General features: G+C 73.2%; 16 protein-coding genes. 1 reads left to right on the plus strand and 15 read right to left on the minus strand.

The window, feature by feature from the left end; genetic code table 11:
• The first annotated feature begins 83 nt into the window (after positions 1–83).
• Complete coding sequence (gene soxR / locus ACWD0J_RS06605; RefSeq protein WP_451494642.1) at positions 84–539, plus strand: redox-sensitive transcriptional activator SoxR; 456 nt, start codon at positions 84–86, stop codon at positions 537–539.
• A gap of 76 nt (positions 540–615) precedes the next feature.
• Here soxR and ACWD0J_RS06610 read toward each other — a convergent pair whose 3' ends face one another.
• The 15 genes from ACWD0J_RS06610 to ACWD0J_RS06680 all read right to left on the minus strand — a co-directional run bounded on the left by ACWD0J_RS06610 (position 616) and on the right by ACWD0J_RS06680 (position 16240).
• On the minus strand, positions 616–1572 hold the full coding sequence (locus ACWD0J_RS06610) for an alpha/beta hydrolase (RefSeq protein ID WP_451494643.1): 957 nt from the start codon (positions 1570–1572) through the stop codon (positions 616–618).
• Positions 1573–1654: 82 nt separating this feature from the next.
• Positions 1655–1846 (minus strand): hypothetical protein, encoded by a 192-nt coding sequence (locus ACWD0J_RS06615; protein ID WP_451494644.1) that lies wholly within the window; start codon positions 1844–1846, stop codon positions 1655–1657.
• 18 nt (positions 1847–1864) lie between these two features.
• Positions 1865–2608 carry a putative quinol monooxygenase gene (locus tag ACWD0J_RS06620; protein ID WP_451494645.1) on the minus strand — a complete coding sequence of 248 codons (744 nt, stop codon included), beginning with the start codon at positions 2606–2608 and terminating at the stop codon, positions 1865–1867.
• A gap of 120 nt (positions 2609–2728) precedes the next feature.
• A complete protein-coding gene (locus ACWD0J_RS06625; protein ID WP_451494646.1) occupies positions 2729–3592 on the minus strand; it encodes an NAD(P)H-binding protein in 864 nt (287 codons plus the stop codon).
• A 57-nt stretch (positions 3593–3649) separates the two neighbouring features.
• On the minus strand, positions 3650–3910 hold the full coding sequence (locus tag ACWD0J_RS06630; protein WP_451494647.1) for an acyl-CoA carboxylase epsilon subunit: 261 nt from the start codon (positions 3908–3910) through the stop codon (positions 3650–3652).
• 19 nt (positions 3911–3929) lie between these two features.
• Positions 3930–5531: an acyl-CoA carboxylase subunit beta gene (locus tag ACWD0J_RS06635; RefSeq protein ID WP_451494648.1), complete on the minus strand. Its 1602-nt coding sequence runs from the start codon at positions 5529–5531 to the stop codon at positions 3930–3932.
• Between the two features lie 93 nt (positions 5532–5624).
• A complete protein-coding gene (locus ACWD0J_RS06640; protein WP_451494649.1) occupies positions 5625–7097 on the minus strand; it encodes an MFS transporter in 1473 nt (490 codons plus the stop codon).
• A gap of 94 nt (positions 7098–7191) precedes the next feature.
• Complete coding sequence (locus ACWD0J_RS06645; RefSeq protein ID WP_451494650.1) at positions 7192–9552, minus strand: SDR family oxidoreductase; 2361 nt, start codon at positions 9550–9552, stop codon at positions 7192–7194.
• Positions 9553–9554: 2 nt separating this feature from the next.
• Positions 9555–10490, minus strand: coding sequence for an aromatase/cyclase (locus ACWD0J_RS06650; RefSeq protein ID WP_451494651.1), 936 nt, complete (start codon positions 10488–10490; stop codon positions 9555–9557).
• A 21-nt stretch (positions 10491–10511) separates the two neighbouring features.
• Positions 10512–11306 (minus strand): 3-oxoacyl-ACP reductase FabG, encoded by a 795-nt coding sequence (gene fabG, locus ACWD0J_RS06655; protein WP_451494652.1) that lies wholly within the window; start codon positions 11304–11306, stop codon positions 10512–10514.
• Between the two features lie 98 nt (positions 11307–11404).
• A complete protein-coding gene (locus ACWD0J_RS06660) occupies positions 11405–11665 on the minus strand; it encodes an acyl carrier protein (protein WP_451494653.1) in 261 nt (86 codons plus the stop codon).
• Positions 11666–11852: 187 nt separating this feature from the next.
• Positions 11853–13067, minus strand: a complete 1215-nt coding sequence (locus ACWD0J_RS06665; protein WP_451494654.1) for a ketosynthase chain-length factor — start codon at positions 13065–13067, stop codon at positions 11853–11855.
• Positions 13064–14335: a beta-ketoacyl-[acyl-carrier-protein] synthase family protein gene (locus ACWD0J_RS06670; RefSeq protein ID WP_451494655.1), complete on the minus strand. Its 1272-nt coding sequence runs from the start codon at positions 14333–14335 to the stop codon at positions 13064–13066. The genes ACWD0J_RS06665 and ACWD0J_RS06670 overlap by 4 nt, the downstream gene beginning before the upstream one ends.
• Positions 14332–14661 carry a TcmI family type II polyketide cyclase gene (locus ACWD0J_RS06675; RefSeq protein WP_451494656.1) on the minus strand — a complete coding sequence of 110 codons (330 nt, stop codon included), beginning with the start codon at positions 14659–14661 and terminating at the stop codon, positions 14332–14334. Before ACWD0J_RS06675 ends, ACWD0J_RS06670 begins: the two co-directional genes overlap by 4 nt.
• A 106-nt stretch (positions 14662–14767) precedes the next feature.
• Positions 14768–16240: an FAD-dependent monooxygenase gene (locus tag ACWD0J_RS06680; protein ID WP_451494664.1), complete on the minus strand. Its 1473-nt coding sequence runs from the start codon at positions 16238–16240 to the stop codon at positions 14768–14770.
• Positions 16241–16638 lie beyond the last annotated feature (398 nt).

Genomic DNA, 16638 nt, shown 5'->3' on the forward strand with positions numbered 1-16638 from the left:
TTTCGTCAGGGAGCGTCAAGGGACTGAAAGGCGGGCCGGGGCGCGTAGTTGAAGCGGGGGTGAGGTTCTCCTAGCTTGGTGGTATGTCCATCACCACCCCGCTTCCCAGGGAGCTCACCATCGGCGAGTTGGCGCGGCGCAGCGGCGTGACGACGTCGGCGCTGCGTTTCTACGAGCGCGAGGGGCTGATCCGCAGCCACCGCACGTCGGGCAACCAACGGCGGTACTCACGGGACACGCTGCGCCGGGTCGCCTTCATCCGGGTCTCTCAGCGGGTCGGCATTCCGCTGAGCCTGATCCGTGAGGCCCTGAGCGTCCTGCCCGCGGACCGGGCTCCCACCCGCGAGGAGTGGGCCGCCCTGTCGGCGCACTGGCGTGCCGACCTCGACCGGCGCATCGAGCAGCTGCTGAAACTCCGCGACGACCTCGACGACTGCATCGGCTGCGGCTGCCTCACCCTGGAGCGCTGCGTGCTGGCCAACCCGTACGACGTGCTGGGCGCGCAGGGATCAGGCGCGCGCAGGCTCCAGGTGGAGTGACCCCTCCCCGGGTCGACGGTCGGCAGTCGGCGGCCGACGGGCCGACGGGCCGACCGGCCGACGGGTCGGTGGGCCGTCACGCGCCGCCCGGACCTGCGGGGCGGGCGGACCGGGCCACAGCGAGCCGGCGGCCGGTGAGGCACTCCTCCAGGAAGGCCAGGGCCCGCAGGTGGTACGCACGGGCGGCCCAGCCCAGGCTGACGTTGTGGCCGGCGCCCGGCAACCGGTCCACCCGGACCGGGCAGGCGGCCAGCAGCCCCGTCAGCTCGGCCAGCGCCTCGTCGTCGTGCCGCCACCAGCGCTCGTACTCGGCGAAGGTGAACCTGACCGGGATGCGCACCCGCGGGGCCAGCCGGGGGAAGATCAGCGGCCAGCGCCGTGCCTCCCGCTCCTCCCGCTCCGGCATCGGACCCACCAGCGGTGCCGCGAGCCGGAAGGTGCGCGCCGGGTACAGGGCGAGCGGCCCCCAGTGCAGCGCGGCGGTGCGGCGGTCGTGCAGGGAGGCGAGCCGCCGCGCGTCGACGGCGAACCGGTGGCCGAGCCCGCAGACGTCCAGTCCGATCAGACCGGTGCCGGCCGCGGCCAGGGCGAGAGCGAGTTTGCCGCCGTAGGAGTGGGCGACGACGAACATGCCCTCGCCCACCGGGTGGCGCAGATCGAAGTCGGCGAGCGCCGCCCGTACGGTCGCGCACTGCTCCCGCAGCGTCTGCCCGTGCGGCAGGTGCGCGGCCGACCGTCCGTAGCCGGGACGGTCCAGGGCCAGCACGGTGAAGCCGAGCCGGGTGCCTAGGGTGAGCAGCGACAGACCGGGGTGGGCCTGCCCGTGGAAGTACCCGGCCCGCATCCCGCCTCCGTGCAGCGCCACCACCGTGGCCCGGGGCGGACCGGCCGCCGGTTCGGCGAGCAGGCCGGAGAGCGGGACGCCGTCCGCGTCCAGCACGATGTCCCGCACGCCGGCGAGGGACGCGGGGCCGGGGGACGGTGCGGCGGCGAGTGCGCCGCGCGCGGTACCGGTGGTCGGCTCGGAGGTCATGGTGCTGCGGTCTTCCCATCTCCTCGTCGGGTGGACTGGGCCGGACCCGCCCGCGTACCGGTGGGCCGGGCCGTCGGCGGCGTCAGTCGATGCCGCGGACGATGTGCGACTCGTCGGGATCGGTGTCGTCGGCCCCCGCCAGCAGGGGTGCCGTGGGCGGCTGCGGGCGGGCCGGGGCGGCGGCCGGCCGGTCCGGCCACGGCCCGGGGAGCCGTCCGCGAGGGGCGGCGGGAGCGGGTGGACGCACACCCGCACACAACAGCTGGTCTGACACGGGAACTCCAGGACTGTCTCAGACCGCGGTCTCGGACGAGACCGCGGTGGCCTCCGAGGCCACGGTGCACACCAGGTACTCGGGCGGGGCGGTCTCCAGGCGGGCGATCTCGCTCTGCCCCTCGGCGATACGCGGATCGGCCATCCACGCGTCGTAGGCGGAACGGTCCGTCCACATCGGGTAGTTGACGAAGGTCCGCCCCTCGGGATCGAGGTAGGGCGTCGCGGAGATGAACCCGTGGAACTCGCGCTTCCACTCGCCCGTGCGGTGCAGCAGATCCACGACCGCGCCGGCCTGCCGGGGCCCGGCGAAGTGCCGGGTGGCCACGGCCACGATGCCGGGCGCCCGCCCGGCCGCCGGCCCGGTGATCCCGCGTGCCGGGGTGCCCCGGAACATCGTGGCGGAGACCACCCCCGGCCGCCGCTGCAGGCCGCGCAGCGCGCCGGCGTCCGGATGACCGGGATACGAGGTCCGGTAACGGGCCTCGTCGCTCCACCGGGTGTGGTGCACCACGGCCCGGCCGTCCAGGGCGATGTGCACCCGCGACAGCACGAAGCCCGGTGCCCGGCTGACCCAGGCGTCCACTTCCCGGGCGATGAGACCGGCCAGGGCGTCGGCCGTCGCGGGGCCGTCCACCCGCAGCACGTCGAAGGCCGCCATGTGTCCGTCGCCGCCGGTGCCGTGCGGCGGCAGGCCGGGTCCGGGGACGGCGCAGTGCCCGGACGACGGCCGGGCGGGCGGTGAGGACTGGGTCGGGGGCATGACACCTCCAGCTCTGGTTCTCGGTCGGGTCGTCGAAATGCCGCGCGGCCGTGGGCCGTCCAGGGTTCCCCCAGCCCCGGTTCTCGGTCGGGCGTCGAGAGGCCGCGCGGGCTTGGGCCGTCAGCGGAACGCGTCGGCGTGCTCCTCGGCCCACTGCCGGAACGTGCGCGCGGGCCGCCCGGTCACCTGGCCGACGACCGAGGAGCCGGCCTCGGGCTGCCGGGTGAGCGAGGCGAAGTAGTCCAGGGCGCCGTCCGCGTACGAGGGGGGCCAGCCGGCCGCCACCATCTGCTTGCGCGCCTCCTCCGCGTGGACGTCCTCCCAGCGCAGGGTGCGCCCGAGAACGTCCCCGATGATCTCCGCCTGCCGCTGCTGCGTGACCACCTCCGGACCGGAGACGAGGTACTTCCGTCCGGCGTGCCCGTCCTCCAGCAGCGCCCGGGCGCCGACCTCGGCGAGGTCGCCCTCGTGCACCGGCCTGCGGGCCGCGGCGCCGTAGGGGAAGCGCACCACGTCCCCGGCCCGGATCTGCGGAGCCAGGCCGAGCGCGTTCGCCATGAAGCCGGTGGTGCGCAGGAACGTCCACTCCAGCCCCGTCCGCTCGATCAACTGCTCCAGATAGGCGTGGCAGTTGTTGTCGACCGGCTCCACTCCGACGTGCACGCCCACCGAGGACACGAGCACGACGCGCCGCGCCCGCTCCTCGATCCGGCGCAGCACCTCGGGAGCCGTCCGCACGCCGAGGGTGAAGAAGGGCCACATCCAGAACACGCCGTCCACGCCCTCCAGGGCGGCGTCCAGGCTCTCGGGCTCGGCCAGGTCGCCGACGTACGGTTCGACGCCGACGGGCAGCCGTGCGACGTGCGGGTCGTCCTCCAGGACGAGGGCGCGCACGCGGGCACCCGCCCGCAGCAGATGAGCGGCGGCGAGCGGACCGACGGTGCCGGTAGCCGCGGTCACCAGCACGGTGGGCTGTGCAGTCATCGTGTTCTCTCCTCGGTTCTCGGCGGTCGGAACGGGTGGCGCGGCGACGGGCGCGCCTCAGCTGCCGGCCCGGGACAGCGGCCGGGCGCGGCGCAGTTCGTTGCGCCAGCTGCGCGCGCCGCGGTGGGTCAGCGCCCGCTCCAGCCGGCGCCAGCCGGCCGGGCGATGCCCGCTTGCCGGGGCGCGCTCGGCCGCGTCGGCCGGTCCGCGGGTGTACAGGAGGAGGGCCGCGGTGAGGGCGGCGACTTCCTCGGGGCCGGCGTTGCCCTTGGTGACGCGGACGAGGGGCCTTACGTCCACGGTCTGCTCGCTGTGCATGCGCTGTCGTTCCTCCAGGTCACTGCGGTGGGTTGCCGTGCTTGCGGGAGGGCAGTTCGGCGTGCTTCTCGCGCAGCATCGCCAGGGCGTCGACGAGCGTCTCCCGGGTATGGCGGGGGTCGATCACGTCGTCCACCAGGCCGCGTTCGGCGGCGTAGTACGGGTGCATGAGCTGCGCCTTGTACTCCTTGATCTTCTGCCGGCGGACGGCCTCGGGATCGTCGGCGGCCTGGATCTCCCGGCGGAAGATCACGCCTGCGGCGCCCTCCGCGCCCATCACCGCGATCTCGTTGCCGGGCCAGGCCAGCGCGAGGTCGGCGCCTGTCGAACGCGAGTCCATCACGATGTAGGCCCCGCCGTACGCCTTGCGCAGCACGACCGAGATCCGGGGCACGGTGGCGTTGCAGTAGGCGTACAGGAGCTTGGCGCCGTGCCGGATGATGCCGCCGTGCTCCTGGTCCACGCCGGGCAGGAAGCCGGGCACGTCCACCAGCGTGACCAGCGGGATGTTGAAGGCGTCGCAGAACTGGACGAACCGTGCCGCCTTCTCGCTGGCGTGGATGTCCAGGACGCCCGCGAGGGCGGCCGGCTGGTTGGCCACGACGCCCACCGTCTCGCCGCCGAGCCGGGTGAACGCGCACACGACGTTGCGCGCCCAGCCGGGATGGACCTCGAAGTACTCGCCGTGGTCGGCGATCTCCTCGATGACGGCGCGCACGTCGTAGCTCCGGCCGGGGTCGGCGGGCACAATCTCCAACAGCGCTTCCGTCGTGCGGTCCTTGGGGTCGTCGTTCGGTGTGCGCGGCGGCAGCTCGCGGTTGTTGGCGGGCAGGAGCGACAGCAGGTAGCGCACGTCCTCCAGGCATCCGCGTTCGTCGTCGTACACGAAGTGCGCCACGCCCGAGGTCTCGCCGTGCACGTCGGCCCCGCCGAGTCCGTCGTGGGTGATGTGCTCGCCGGTGACCGCCTGCACCACGTCCGGACCGGTGATGAACATCTGCGAAGTGGCGCGGACCATGAAGACGAAGTCGGTCAGCGCGGGGGAGTAGGCCGCCCCGCCCGCGCACGGGCCGAGCATGACGCTGATCTGCGGGATGACGCCCGAGGCGCGGGTGTTGCGCTCGAAGATGCCGCCGTATCCGGCGAGCGCCGAGACGCCCTCCTGGATGCGCGCGCCCGCCCCGTCGTTGAGCGACACCAGCGGGGCACCCGCCGACATCGCCATGTCCATGATCTTGTGGATCTTGGCGGCGTGCGCCTCACCCAGGGCTCCGCCGAAGATCCGGAAGTCGTGCGCGTACACGAACACCGTCCGCCCGTGCACCGTGCCCCAGCCGGTGACCACGCCGTCGGTGTACGGCCGCCGGTGCTCCAGCCCGAATCCGGTGGCCCGGTGCCGCCGCAGCGGCTCCACCTCGTGGAAGGAGCCCGCGTCCAGCAGCAGGTCGATCCGCTCACGCGCGGTCAGCTTGCCCTTGGCGTGCTGTCGCTCGGTGGCGGCCGGGTCGGGCCCTTGGCGCGCCGCTTCCTTGATGTGCGCGAGTTCGGTCAGACCGTCGTGCGGCGGGCGCGCCGGGGCATCGGCGGTCGGGGATGTCACGGGGGAGGTCACTGTGGTCATGGTGATTCTGCTCCTGTGGTTCTCGTCCGCCGCCCGCCGAAAGGCGCGGCGGGCGGCTCGGGAGGCGGGGACAGGCGGACAGGGCGGTACGGGTCACGGCCGGGCGGTGATCCGCCGCTCGGCGGCTTGGCCGGCGGGGGAGCGGCGCGCCGGGCGGGCCAGCGCCGCCGCCGGCCCCAGCGCCCCGAGCGCGACGACCAGCCACACCGCGGGCCGGTAGTCCGGGACCGCCGCCGCGGCCCCAGAGCCGCCCGGGGCACCGGACGCGATCAGCAGCGCGGTGACCAGCGCGGGCGCCAGCACGGCGGCCGTCTGCACCGCCGTCTGGTAGTGACCGGCGGCCGCCTGCCGGTCCGCGGCCGGCAGGCCGGCCGTGGCCTGCACGTTCAGAGCAGTGAAGCCCAGCGCGAACCCGATGCCGACCAGCAGCAGGGTGGGCAGGATGGCGGTGGCGTACGCGGGTTGCGGGGTGAGCGCCCGCAGGTAGAGGACGTAGCCGAGCAGCGGGGCCGGTGCCCCGAGCGCGATCAGCCGGCGGGTGCCGAACCGTTCGATCAGCCGTCCGGAGAAGGGCGCGGCCACCGCCAGCGGCAGACTCGCGGGCAGCAGTGCCAGCGCGGTCCGCGCCGGTGACCAGCCCTCGGTCGTCTGCAACTGCAGCGTGACCACCAGCAGCAGCCCGAGATACGAGCCGTTGAGCGCGACAGCGCCGGCCGTCGCACGGGCGAACCCCTGGTGGGCCAGCAGACCCGGGCGGAACAGCGGGTCGGCGGCCGTACGTTCCACGCGGACGAAGGCACCCAGCAGCGCGGCGGCGGCGGTGAACGCGCCGAGCACGACCGGGCTGCCCCAGCCGCGCCCCGGCACCTGGACGATGCCGGTCACCAGGCACGCCAGGAAACCGGTCAGCGTCACCGCCCCGGCGAGGTCGCAGGGCCGGGCCGGGCCGCCGGGCCCGTCCGCCGGGATCAGGCGGAGGCTGAGAGCGAACAGGACCAGCACCACCGGCGCCGGGAACAGGAAGGTCCAACGCCAGCCGGCCTCGGTCAGCAGCCCGGACAGGACGAGTCCGCCGGTGAACCCGCAGGCGCCGACGAACGCGTACACCGAGACGGCCCGCGACCGCGCACGGCCCTCCGGGAAGGCGGTGGCGATGATGGCCAGGCCGGTGGGCGCGGTGAGCGCGGCGCAGAATCCCTTCACCACCCGGCTGGCGATGAGGAGCCCGGGCCCGTCGGCCAGTCCGCCGGCCACGGACGCCGCGGCGAAGCCCAGCAGCGCGGCCAGGTACACCCGCCGCCTGCCGAGCAGGCCCACGACACGGGCGCCGAAGAGCATCAGCGCGCCGAAGCCCAGGGCGAAGCCGGTGACCACACCCTGAAGGGCGGTCAGCGGCAGGTCGAGGTCCCGGCCGACCGACGGCAGCGCGACCACCGCCGTCGACACCTCCAGGGAGTCGATCAGCATGTTCCCGGCCAGGACCAGCAGCAGGCCCCACTGTCCGGCGTTCCAGGGCCCGGACGCCGGATCCGGGGAGCCGGCCCGTCCGCGCGTCGAAGGTTTCACGGAGCCGCTCCGAAGTGCTGGTGAGGGACGAGGGACAGGGCGGGCCCGGCCGGCCGCGCGGGAGGGCGGGCCGGACGGGCCTGCCGGGTACGCGTCAGCCGAGCAGGGTGCCGCCGGTGGCGTCGAGGAACGCACCGGTCACCCAGCGGCTGTCCGGCGAGGCGAGGAAGGCCACCACGTCGGCGACGTCCTCCGGCTCGCCGACCCGGTTGAACGCGGACAGCCGCGCCATCTGCTCCACCGCCTCGGGCACGTCGAACAGCGGGTTGCCGTTGCGCGTGATGCCGGGCGCGACGCTGTTGATGGTGATCCCGCGCGGCGCCAGCACCTTCGCGAAGTGCAGGGCGAGCTGTTCCACCGCTCCCTTCGTCATCGCGTAGGCGATCTCGTCCGGGTTGGCGAACCGGGTCAGCCCGGAGGAGATGTTGATGATCCGGCCGCCCGGGGTGAGGTTCGCCAGGGCGCGCTGGATGACGAAGAACGGCGCCCTGGCGTTGACCGCGAACAGCCGGTCGAACTCCTGAGGCGTCATCTTCTCGACCGGTACGCCGCCCATCCGGCCCGCGTTGTTGACCAGGATGCTCAGATCGGTCGACCCGGTGCGTTCCTTCAGCCCTTCCTCCAGCCCCAGGAACAGTTCGTGGACGTCGCCGGGCACGCCGAGTTCCGCCTGTACGGCGAACGCCCGGCCGCCGTCCTTCTCGACGGCCGCGACGACCTCCTTGGCCGCGTCCCGGTTGGCCGCGTAGTGCACCGCGACCAGGGCGCCCTCGGCGGCCAGCCGTACGGCGATCGCCCGGCCGATGCCCCGGCTCGCCCCGGTGACCAGTGCCGTCCTGCCGGTGAGCCTGCCCATCTGCGTGTCTCCTCCTTCTCCTCGGTGGTGCTGTGTCTCGTCGTGCCGTTCTTCGCCGCGCGGTGCGGGGCGCGGGTACGGGTGCGCCAGGCCGCGCGCAGGGGCCGGTCCGGGTGCGGACGCCGGCGGGCCGAACCACATCCGCAGGGCGGCGGCCGGTCCGTCCGGCCCGGAGGCGGACGCCGTCCAGACGACGTGGCCGTCCGGGCGGACCAGGACCGCGTCCCTGTCCAGGGGACCGGCCGAGGCGGGCTCGGCCGCCACCATGTCCACCCGGTCCAGCCAGGGGCCGCAGTCCCGGCGCAGCCGCGCGTGGCGGGCGCGGTCGCCGGAGAGGTCCAGCAGCAGTCCGCGGCCGGAGCGCAGCAGCGCGGTGGTCGTGGTGGCGCCGCGGTCGGTGGCCAGTTCGGCCGGTTCCAGGCGGGCACCGATCCGCGACCCGCCGTCCGCGTCGAGGTCGTAGCGGACGTCCAGGCCGGAGATGGTCGCGGCCAGGTGCCGTCGTACCCGCTCGTGGCCGCGCAGTTCGGCGAGGACGGACCGCATGGCCTCCACCTCGGGGCCGCCCAGCAGCAGGGCGGCCTGGGCCTCGATGCCGGCCAGGACGCGGGTCCCTACGGCGTGCCGCTCCCGGTGATAGGTGTCGAGCAGGCTCTCCGGTGCCCGGCCCCGGACCACGGCGGCCAGTTTCCAGCCCAGGTTCACGGCGTCCTGCAACCCCAGGTTGAGTGCCTGGCCGCCCACCGGCAGCTGCTGATGGGCGGCGTCGCCGGCGAGCAGGACGCGGCCCGCGCGGTAGCGGGCGGCCAGCCGGGAGGCGTCCCCGAACGCGTTCAGCCACAACGGGGTGCCACCGGTGAGGTCCTCCCCGGTGACGTGCCGCCACACCTCGCACACCTCGGCGAACTCCGGCGCACCGGACCGGGGCCGAGGCGCGCGCCCGTAGGCGTGGACCATCACCCGGGTCACGCCGTCGCCCCGGCGGGCGGCGATCGCGAGGCCGCGCTCCAGCCGCTCGAAGCGCCGGTCGGGGACCGAGACACCGGCCACGTCGGCGCGGAACAGCTCCCGGCCGGCGTCGTGCCCGGGGAAGGCGATCCCGGCCAGACGGCGGACCGTGCTGTCCTCGCCGTCGCAGCCCACCACGTACCGCGCGCGCCACCGGACCGTCCCGCCGGGCCCCGTCGACTCGACCTCCACCGCGTCCTGACGCTGCGTCAGGCCGGTCACCAGGTGGCCGCGTTCGAGGCGGGCGCCGAGGGAGCGGGCCCAGTGCGCGAGGACCGCCTCGGTGCGGGTCTGGGGCACCTTCCACTGGCCGGGATACGGTCCGGGCAGGGTCAGGTCCAGCGGAATCCCGCCGAAGTGGCCCCGGACGTCGCTCGGCAGCGTGCCGAACTGGTCCAACAGGCCCCGCGCGTCCAGCAGTTCCATGGTGCGGGCGTGCAGGGTCGAGGCCCGGGACTCGGTCGTGGGCTCCGCCAGCCGTTCCAGGACGGTCACCCGCGCGCCGCCGGTGCGCAGTTCCCCGGCGAGCAGCAGCCCGACGGGGCCCGCGCCGACGACGATGACGTCGGTGTCCAGCGTGTCCCCGGCCATGGTCAGCGCCTGTCCTCGGCGTAGTCCTTGGCGTGGTTCAGGGTGGCGCGGCTGTTCGCGCTCAGCGCGCCGTGCACGTACTCCCGGGCCTCGGCGACGCCGGCCCCGGAGCCCAGCACCTTGGTGATGTTGGCGGTGTTGAGCACCACGGTGTGCTGCGAGGTGGCGGCGACGCCCCGTTCGTTCTCCGTGAACGTCCAGACCCCGGTGTGCAGCGTCATCAGCGCGGGCAGGGTGACCTGCTTGTAGGCGATCCGGTGGTGCGGGAAGGTCACCCGGTACGACTTCGTGGTGTGCGTCGAGCCGTCCTTGGCGCGGGTGTCCATCTCCAGACACTGCAGCCCCGGCGTGTCCTCGGTGAGCCGGACCCGGGCCACGTGCGGCAGGCGCTCGGCCCACAGGCCGGCCTCGTTGACGAAGTCGTAGACGTCCTTGGCGGAGCCGTCGATCTGGACGGTGTCCTCGAAGGAGAACGTGATGTCCTCGGCGCCGTGCGCCAGTTCGACGTTGGTCTTGAGGGCGGCCAGTTCGGAGCGCGAATTGCGGTCGACGGCCTCGTCGATCCACTCCAGGCTCCGCGGGTCGTCGTCGACCGCCCGGTAGTCGTGCAGCAGCCGGATCCTGGACCGCGACTCCGACAGCGGCTCGATGATCCAGGTGCCGCCCATGGCGGCGACCGGCGGAGCGGACACCTCCTGGCGGAAGGTGATCCGCAGGTTCTCCGGGTCGAGGGTGCGGCGCGACGTCCAGCTCTTCGCCTCGCCGTTCGCGGTCGCCCAGATCCGGATCCGCTCCTCGCCCTCACCGCGCTCGACATGGTCGACGTAGATGGTGGGCGGGAAGATCCGGGGCCAGTTCTCCACCTCGGCGATCAGCCGGTAGACGGTGGCGGCCGGGGCCTCGGCGGTGATCTCGTGCTCGACCTGACGGGTCGTCATGACGTGTTTCCTCCGGGGAGTTCAGAAGTTGCCCAGGCCGCCGCAGACGTTCAGGGCCTGCGAGGTGACGGAGGCGGCGGTGTCGGACGCGAGGTAGGTGACGAGACCGGCGACCTCCTTCGGGGTGGAGTAGCGGCCGAGCGGGATCTTGGCCTGGAACTTCTCGAGGATGGCGTCCTCGGTGGTGTCGTACGCGGCGGCGTAGCCCTGCCGGACGCGCTGCGCCATCGGCGTCTCGACGTACCCGGGGCAGACGGCGTTGACGGTGATGCCGGTGGGCGCGAGCTCGTTGCCCAGGGCCTTGGTGAAGCCGACCACGCCGTGCTTGGAGGCGGAGTAGGGAGCGCCCAGGATCACGCCCTGCTTGCCGGCGGTGGAGGCGATGTTGATGATGCGGCCCCACGTCTTCTCGCGCATGCCGCCGGTGTTGAGGACCTCACGGGTCATGCGGAAGACGCTGTTGAGGTTGGTGTCGATGACGTCGTCCCACAGCTCGTCGGCGAGGTCGGCGGTGACACCGCCTCCGGACCGGCCCGCGTTGTTGACCAGGATGTCGACGGTGCCGAAGGTGTCGACGGCGGCCCGGACGAACCGCTGGACGTCGGCGACGGACCGCACGTCCACCGGACTGCCGTCGGCGGTGACTCCCTGCTCGCGCAGTTGCTTGACGGTGGTGACGACGTTCTCCGCGGTGCGGGCGCCGAGATACACGCGGTGGCCCAGGCCGCCCAGAGCCTGGGCGACGGCCAGGCCGATGCCGCTGGTCGCTCCGGTGACGACGGCGACGCGCTGAGTGTGCTCGGTGTGCTCGGTCATGGCTTTTCAATCTCCGGGGTGTGTGCGTGGCGGAGGGGGACCGCCCGGTACCGGCGGTGCGGGCGCCGGTCCGCCGGTACCGGGCGGAACCGGGGGTGTCAGGCGGCGGCGGAGGCGCCGAGCTGCGCGTTGACGGTCTCCAGCAGCGCGCGCGGAGTCTCGGCGTCGGTGACCGCCGACTCGTCGAACGTGACGCCGTACTCCCGCTCGATACGGCTGCCGGTCTCCAGCAGGGCCAGCGACTCGTAGCCCAGTTCGTCCCAGCGCCGGTCCAGGATGTCGCCGTCGAGGTCGACGCTCTCGTCGGCGCCGGCGCTCTCCAGGAGGATGCGCTTGAGGTCGTCGAGGGTGAACTGCACGGTTTCCTACTCCCTTTCCGTTGCTGTCGGCTGCTTACTGAGGGGGTGATTGCGAAGGGGTGGGTCGGAGGGTGGGACCGGCGGAGGCGGGCCCGAGGGGGAGGCTGAAGCGGGCCGCTTCTGCGGGGACGCCTCCGACGGAGATCGACCGGTCCCGGCCAGGCGGCGCACCGTACGACCGGTCCGGTCAGGCGGCGGACCGTACGACCATGGCCGAGTTGAAGCCGCCGTGGCCGCGGGCCAGCACCAGCGCGGTGCGCGGTTCGGCCGGGCGGGGGGCGCCGGTGACCAGGTCCAGGCCGTAGTCGTCGACCGGCTGGACGTTGACCGTCGGCGGGATCTGCCCGTCGGCGATCGACAGGACGGCCGTGGCCAGGTCCAGGGGCGCCGCCCCGGAGTACAGCCGCCCGGTCATCGTCTTGGGCGCGGTGACGGGCACGCCCCGTTCCCCGAACACGGCCGTGATCGCCTCGGCCTCGGCACGGTCCTCCTCCGGCAGGGCCGCCGCGTCCGCGAACACCACGTCGATGTCACGGGCGTCGGCCCCGGCGTCGGCCAGCGCGCGCTCGATCGCCCGGCGCAGGCCGCGCTCGCGCCCGCTGCCCGGCGGAGGGTCGAAGGTGGCGCCGTATCCGGCGATCTCGCCGTAGGACCGTGCCCCGCGCCGTCGGGCCGCCGCCGCGTCCTCCACGACGAGGAGGGCGCCGCCCTCGCCCGGGACATGACCGCCCGCCGCCGCGTCGAACGGCAGGTACGCGCGGTCGGGGTCCTCGCCGGTGCTCAGCCGGCCGCCGGCCAGCTGTGCCACCCAGCCCCACGGGCAGATCGAGGCGTCCATGCCGCCGGAGACGATCAGCGGGGTGCCCCGCCGGATCTGCCGGCGGGCCTGGGCGACGGCGTCCAGACCGCCGGCCTGATCACTGACCACCACGCCGCTGGGGCCCTTCATCCCGTTGCGGATGGAGATCTGGCCGCTGTTGACGGCGTAGAACCAGGCGAACGACTGGTAGGCGCTGACGTACTGACTGCCCTTGCTCCACAGGTTCCGCAGTTCGTTCTGGCCGAACTCGAAGCCGCCGCAGGAGCTGGCCGTGACCACCCCCATGTCGTACGGGGGCAGTTCGTCGGGCCGCACCCCGGCGTCGTCCAGGGCCCAGTCCGCCGCCACGAGCGCCAGCCGCGTCATCCGGTCGGTCTGCGGCAGCAGCCGGCTGGGCAGGTGGTCCTCGGCGGCGAAGCCCCGGATCTGGCCGGCGAGCCGCGCCGGATAGCCCGACGGATCGAACCGCTCGACGCGGCCGATGCCGCTCTCGCCCTGGAGCGTGGCGGTCCAGAACTCCTTGACGCCCAGCCCGTTGGGGGCGGCGATGCCCAGGCCGGTGATGACCGCGGTCGTGGTCATGCCGCCCTCCTCTCCGGACGGGTGAGGACCATCGCGGTCTGGAACCCGCCGAATCCGCTGCCGACCGTCAGCACCGCGTCGGTGCGCTGCTCGCGGGCGGTCAGCGGCACGTAGTCCAGATCGCACTCGGGGTCGGGGGTGTGCAGATTGGCCGTGGGCGGCACCACGTGGTGCTCCATGGCCAGGGCCGAGGCCGCGATCTCGATCGAGCCGATGGCACCCAGCGAGTGGCCGATCATCGACTTGGTGGAGCTCACGGGTGCCGCGTAGGCGTGATCGCCCAGGCTGCGTTTGAAGGCGGCCGTCTCGTGGCGGTCGTTCTGCTTGGTGCCCGAGCCGTGCGCGTTGATGTAGTCGATGTCCTCCGGGTTGGCGCGGGCCTCGTCCAGAGCGACCCGGATCGCCTCGGCCATCTCCGCCCCGTCGGGCCGCAGTCCGGTCATGTGGAAGGCGTTGCAGCGCGAGGCGTAGCCGGCGATCTCGGCGTAGACGTGGGCGCCGCGCCGCCTGGCGCTCTCCAGCTCCTCCAGGACGAACACCGCCGAACCCTCGCCCAGGACGAAGCCGTTGCGGGTTCCGTCGAAGGGACGCGAGGCGTGTTCGGGATCGTCGTTGCGCGGTGTCGTCGCCTTGATCGCGTCGAAGCAGGCCAGCGTGATCGGGGAGATCGGGGCGTCCGTGGCGCCGGCGACCATGATGTCGGCGGAGCCCTCCCGCAGCAGCTCCACCGCGTGGCACACCGCGTCCAGGCCGGAGGTGCAGCCGGTGGAGACCACCGCGTTCGGCCCTTCGGCGCCCACGCTCCAGGCCACTTCCGCCGCGAACGAGCTGGGCACGAAGTAGTTGTACAGATGGGGTACGGCGTACGCGTGGTCGACGAGTTCGAGCCGTCCCGCGTCGCTGACCACGCGGTACTCCCGGTCGAGCCCCATGGTGGCGCCCACCGCGCTGCCGACGGTGACCCCGATCCGGTGCGGGTCGAGCTCGTCGAACTCCAGCCCGCTGTCACCGACCGCCTCCCGCGCCGCGACGACGGCGAGCTGGGCCGCGCGGTCCATCCGCCGTGTCTCCTGCGGGCCGAGGCCGTGTTCCTCCGGGTCGAAGTCGATCTCGGCCGCCACCCGGGAGCGGAACTGGGAGGGGTCGAAGAAGGTGATGCCGCGAGTCGCGGTGCGTCCCTCGCTGAGCAGGTTCCAGAAGTTCTTCACACCGATGCCGCCGGGCGCGACGACACCGATGCCGGTGATGACCACCCGACGCGCCGTCACGCCGATGCCTCCCAGGTGTAGAAGCGGGTGGCCATCGCGTCGGACGGGGAGCGCCAGGTCGCCGGGTCGTAGGCCTCGATGTACGGCTTGAGGTCCTCGCTGATCCGGACGAAGCGCGGGTCCGCCTTCGCGTCCTCGATGCGCCGGCCGCCGTCGTCGGAGTCGAAGTCCTGGAGGTGGAAGTAGAGCCCTCGGTACGAGAACAGCTGACGGCGGCGGGTGCCCATCAGGTGCGGCATCTCCGTCTCGTCGAACGCGCGGAAGAGGCGGGCGACGTCGTCGCTCGACCCGGGATCCATCCGGGCCACGATCAGGGTGCTGTGCATGTCCTTGTCTCCTCATGACCCGGGGCGGGTCGTGGGGTCGTGGGGTTCTGGGCGTTCTGGGGGTTCAGGGGGTCGCGGGGTCCTGGAACCTCGCGGCCGGCGGGTGTCACAGGGCGGGACCGAACCAGCGCTCCAGGGCCATGGGCAGGTCGCCGTGGCTGCCGGGCGCGGCCCAGGCCACATAGCCGTCGGGGCGGACCAGGACGGCGGAGCTGCCGGCCAGCCGCTCGGCCGCCCGGTCGCCGTGCGGTGCCGCCGTGACGACGTCGACCCGGTCCCGCCAGCCGGCCGTCCGGCGGCGCAGCACCGCGTTGTCCTCCAGGTCCAGCAGCACCCCGCGCGCCGTGTGCAGGGCCTGCGTGCTGCTGGTGCCGGTGCCGTCGGAGCGGATCAGGTCGACGTGCGGCATACGGCGGCCGAGCAGCGGGCTGGGGCCGCCGCCGACGTCGTAGCGGATCTCCAGACCGCTGACCATGCCGGCCAGATGACGGCTCACCTCGGGGTACTGGATGAGCTCCGTCATCACGTCGCGCAGCGGCTGCATCTCGGGACCGCTGAGGAAGAGCAGCCCCTGGGCCTGGGTGTTCATCAGCAGCCGCCTGCCGACCTGGTGACGCTCGCTGTGGTAGGTCTCCAGCAGGCTCTCCGGGGCGCGGCCCCGCACCACGGCGGCGAGCTTCCAGCCGAGGTTGACCGCGTCCTGGATGCTGGTGTTCATGCCCTGCCCGCCGGCCGGCAGGTGGATGTGGGCGGCGTCCCCGGCGAGCACCACCCGGCCCCGCACGTACTCGGTGACCTGGCGGGTGGCGTCGCCGAAGGAGCTGACCCACACCGGCTCGCCGTGCGAGATGTCGTCGCCGGTCAGGCGCTGCCAGGCGGCGGCCACCTCGTCGTACTCGGGCGGTGCGGTGCGGCGCCGGGGAGGCGTGCCGCGCTCGCAGACGATCAGCCGGGTGATGCCGCCCGGCAGGTGGCCGACCATGACCATGCCTCCGGGCAGGGTCTCGCCGATCATCCGGGGTGCGAGGTCGAGGCCCCGGACGTCGGCCAGGAACATCTCCATCGTCGCCGCGGTGCCGGGGAAGTCGAAGCCGACCGCCTTGCGCACCGTGCTGCGCCCGCCGTCGCATCCCACCAGGTACCGGGCCGTGAACCGTTCGAGGCCCTGCGGACCGCGCGCCTCGACCGTGACCGAGTCGCCCTCGTCCTTGACGGTGGTGACCTCGTGGCCGCGCCGGATGTCACCCCCGAGTGCGGTGACCCACTCCTCCAGGACCGTCTCGGTCTGCGACTGGGGGACGGTCTTGGCGGCCTGGTGGGCGCCGTCGAGCACGCCGAAGTCGACCGGCAGGCCGCCGAAGTGGCCCTGGTTGCTGATCTCGATCTCCCCGAACCGGGGCAGCAGCCCGCGCTGGTCGAAGACCTCCATGGTGCGCGCGGTGAAGCCCAGGCCCCGGGACTCGCCGGTGCGCCGGTCGAGACGTTCCAGGACCGTCACGTCGACACCGGCCAGGCGCAGTTCGCCCGCCAGCATCATGCCGGCCGGTCCCGCACCCACGACTATCACTTCGGCGTCCATGTGCATTTCCTTGGCCATGAGTCCTTTTCCTTGGAATGTCCTCGGTTTCCGGGCGCCGGCCACGGACCTGTGTGCGGAAGGAATTCCCTGCGGTGCGGCGATGCTGCTCGGCCGCTTGCGGTCCGCCGGACCCGTGCGTGGATGGCACCGATCCAATCCACCGGTCATTTTCCGTTTCCGGTGGTCCGGAGCTCGATCGCCGGTGGCTTTTTCATCATCCGCGACGCGCCATGACGCGTCAACGGCCTCTTCTACAGGTGACTGCAATGAAATGCAAAGTACGGGCTTCTCATGGCATCCCGCGCTCAGTCCTTGATTTCGCAGATGGGGGCGCCGGAGGTGAGGGAGGCGCCGACGTCGGCGGTGAGGCCCTTGATGGTGCCGGACTTGTGGGCGTT

The sequence above is a fragment of the Streptomyces sp. NPDC003011 genome (assembly GCF_053591515.1).

Coding starts and splice junctions, on each gene's coding strand:
- ACWD0J_RS06645 (WP_451494650.1), bottom strand. CDS start 9,552: ATGGCCGGGGACACGCTGGACACCGACGTCATCGTCGTCGGCGCGGGC.
- ACWD0J_RS06630 (WP_451494647.1), bottom strand. CDS start 3,910: ATGCACAGCGAGCAGACCGTGGACGTAAGGCCCCTCGTCCGCGTCACC.
- soxR (WP_451494642.1), top strand. CDS start 84: ATGTCCATCACCACCCCGCTTCCCAGGGAGCTCACCATCGGCGAGTTG.
- ACWD0J_RS06620 (WP_451494645.1), bottom strand. CDS start 2,608: ATGCCCCCGACCCAGTCCTCACCGCCCGCCCGGCCGTCGTCCGGGCAC.
- fabG (WP_451494652.1), bottom strand. CDS start 11,306: ATGACCGAGCACACCGAGCACACTCAGCGCGTCGCCGTCGTCACCGGA.
- ACWD0J_RS06610 (WP_451494643.1), bottom strand. CDS start 1,572: ATGACCTCCGAGCCGACCACCGGTACCGCGCGCGGCGCACTCGCCGCC.
- ACWD0J_RS06635 (WP_451494648.1), bottom strand. CDS start 5,531: ATGACCACAGTGACCTCCCCCGTGACATCCCCGACCGCCGATGCCCCG.
- ACWD0J_RS06650 (WP_451494651.1), bottom strand. CDS start 10,490: ATGACGACCCGTCAGGTCGAGCACGAGATCACCGCCGAGGCCCCGGCC.
- ACWD0J_RS06680 (WP_451494664.1), bottom strand. CDS start 16,240: ATGGACGCCGAAGTGATAGTCGTGGGTGCGGGACCGGCCGGCATGATG.
- ACWD0J_RS06665 (WP_451494654.1), bottom strand. CDS start 13,067: ATGACCACGACCGCGGTCATCACCGGCCTGGGCATCGCCGCCCCCAAC.
- ACWD0J_RS06625 (WP_451494646.1), bottom strand. CDS start 3,592: ATGACTGCACAGCCCACCGTGCTGGTGACCGCGGCTACCGGCACCGTC.
- ACWD0J_RS06675 (WP_451494656.1), bottom strand. CDS start 14,661: ATGCACAGCACCCTGATCGTGGCCCGGATGGATCCCGGGTCGAGCGAC.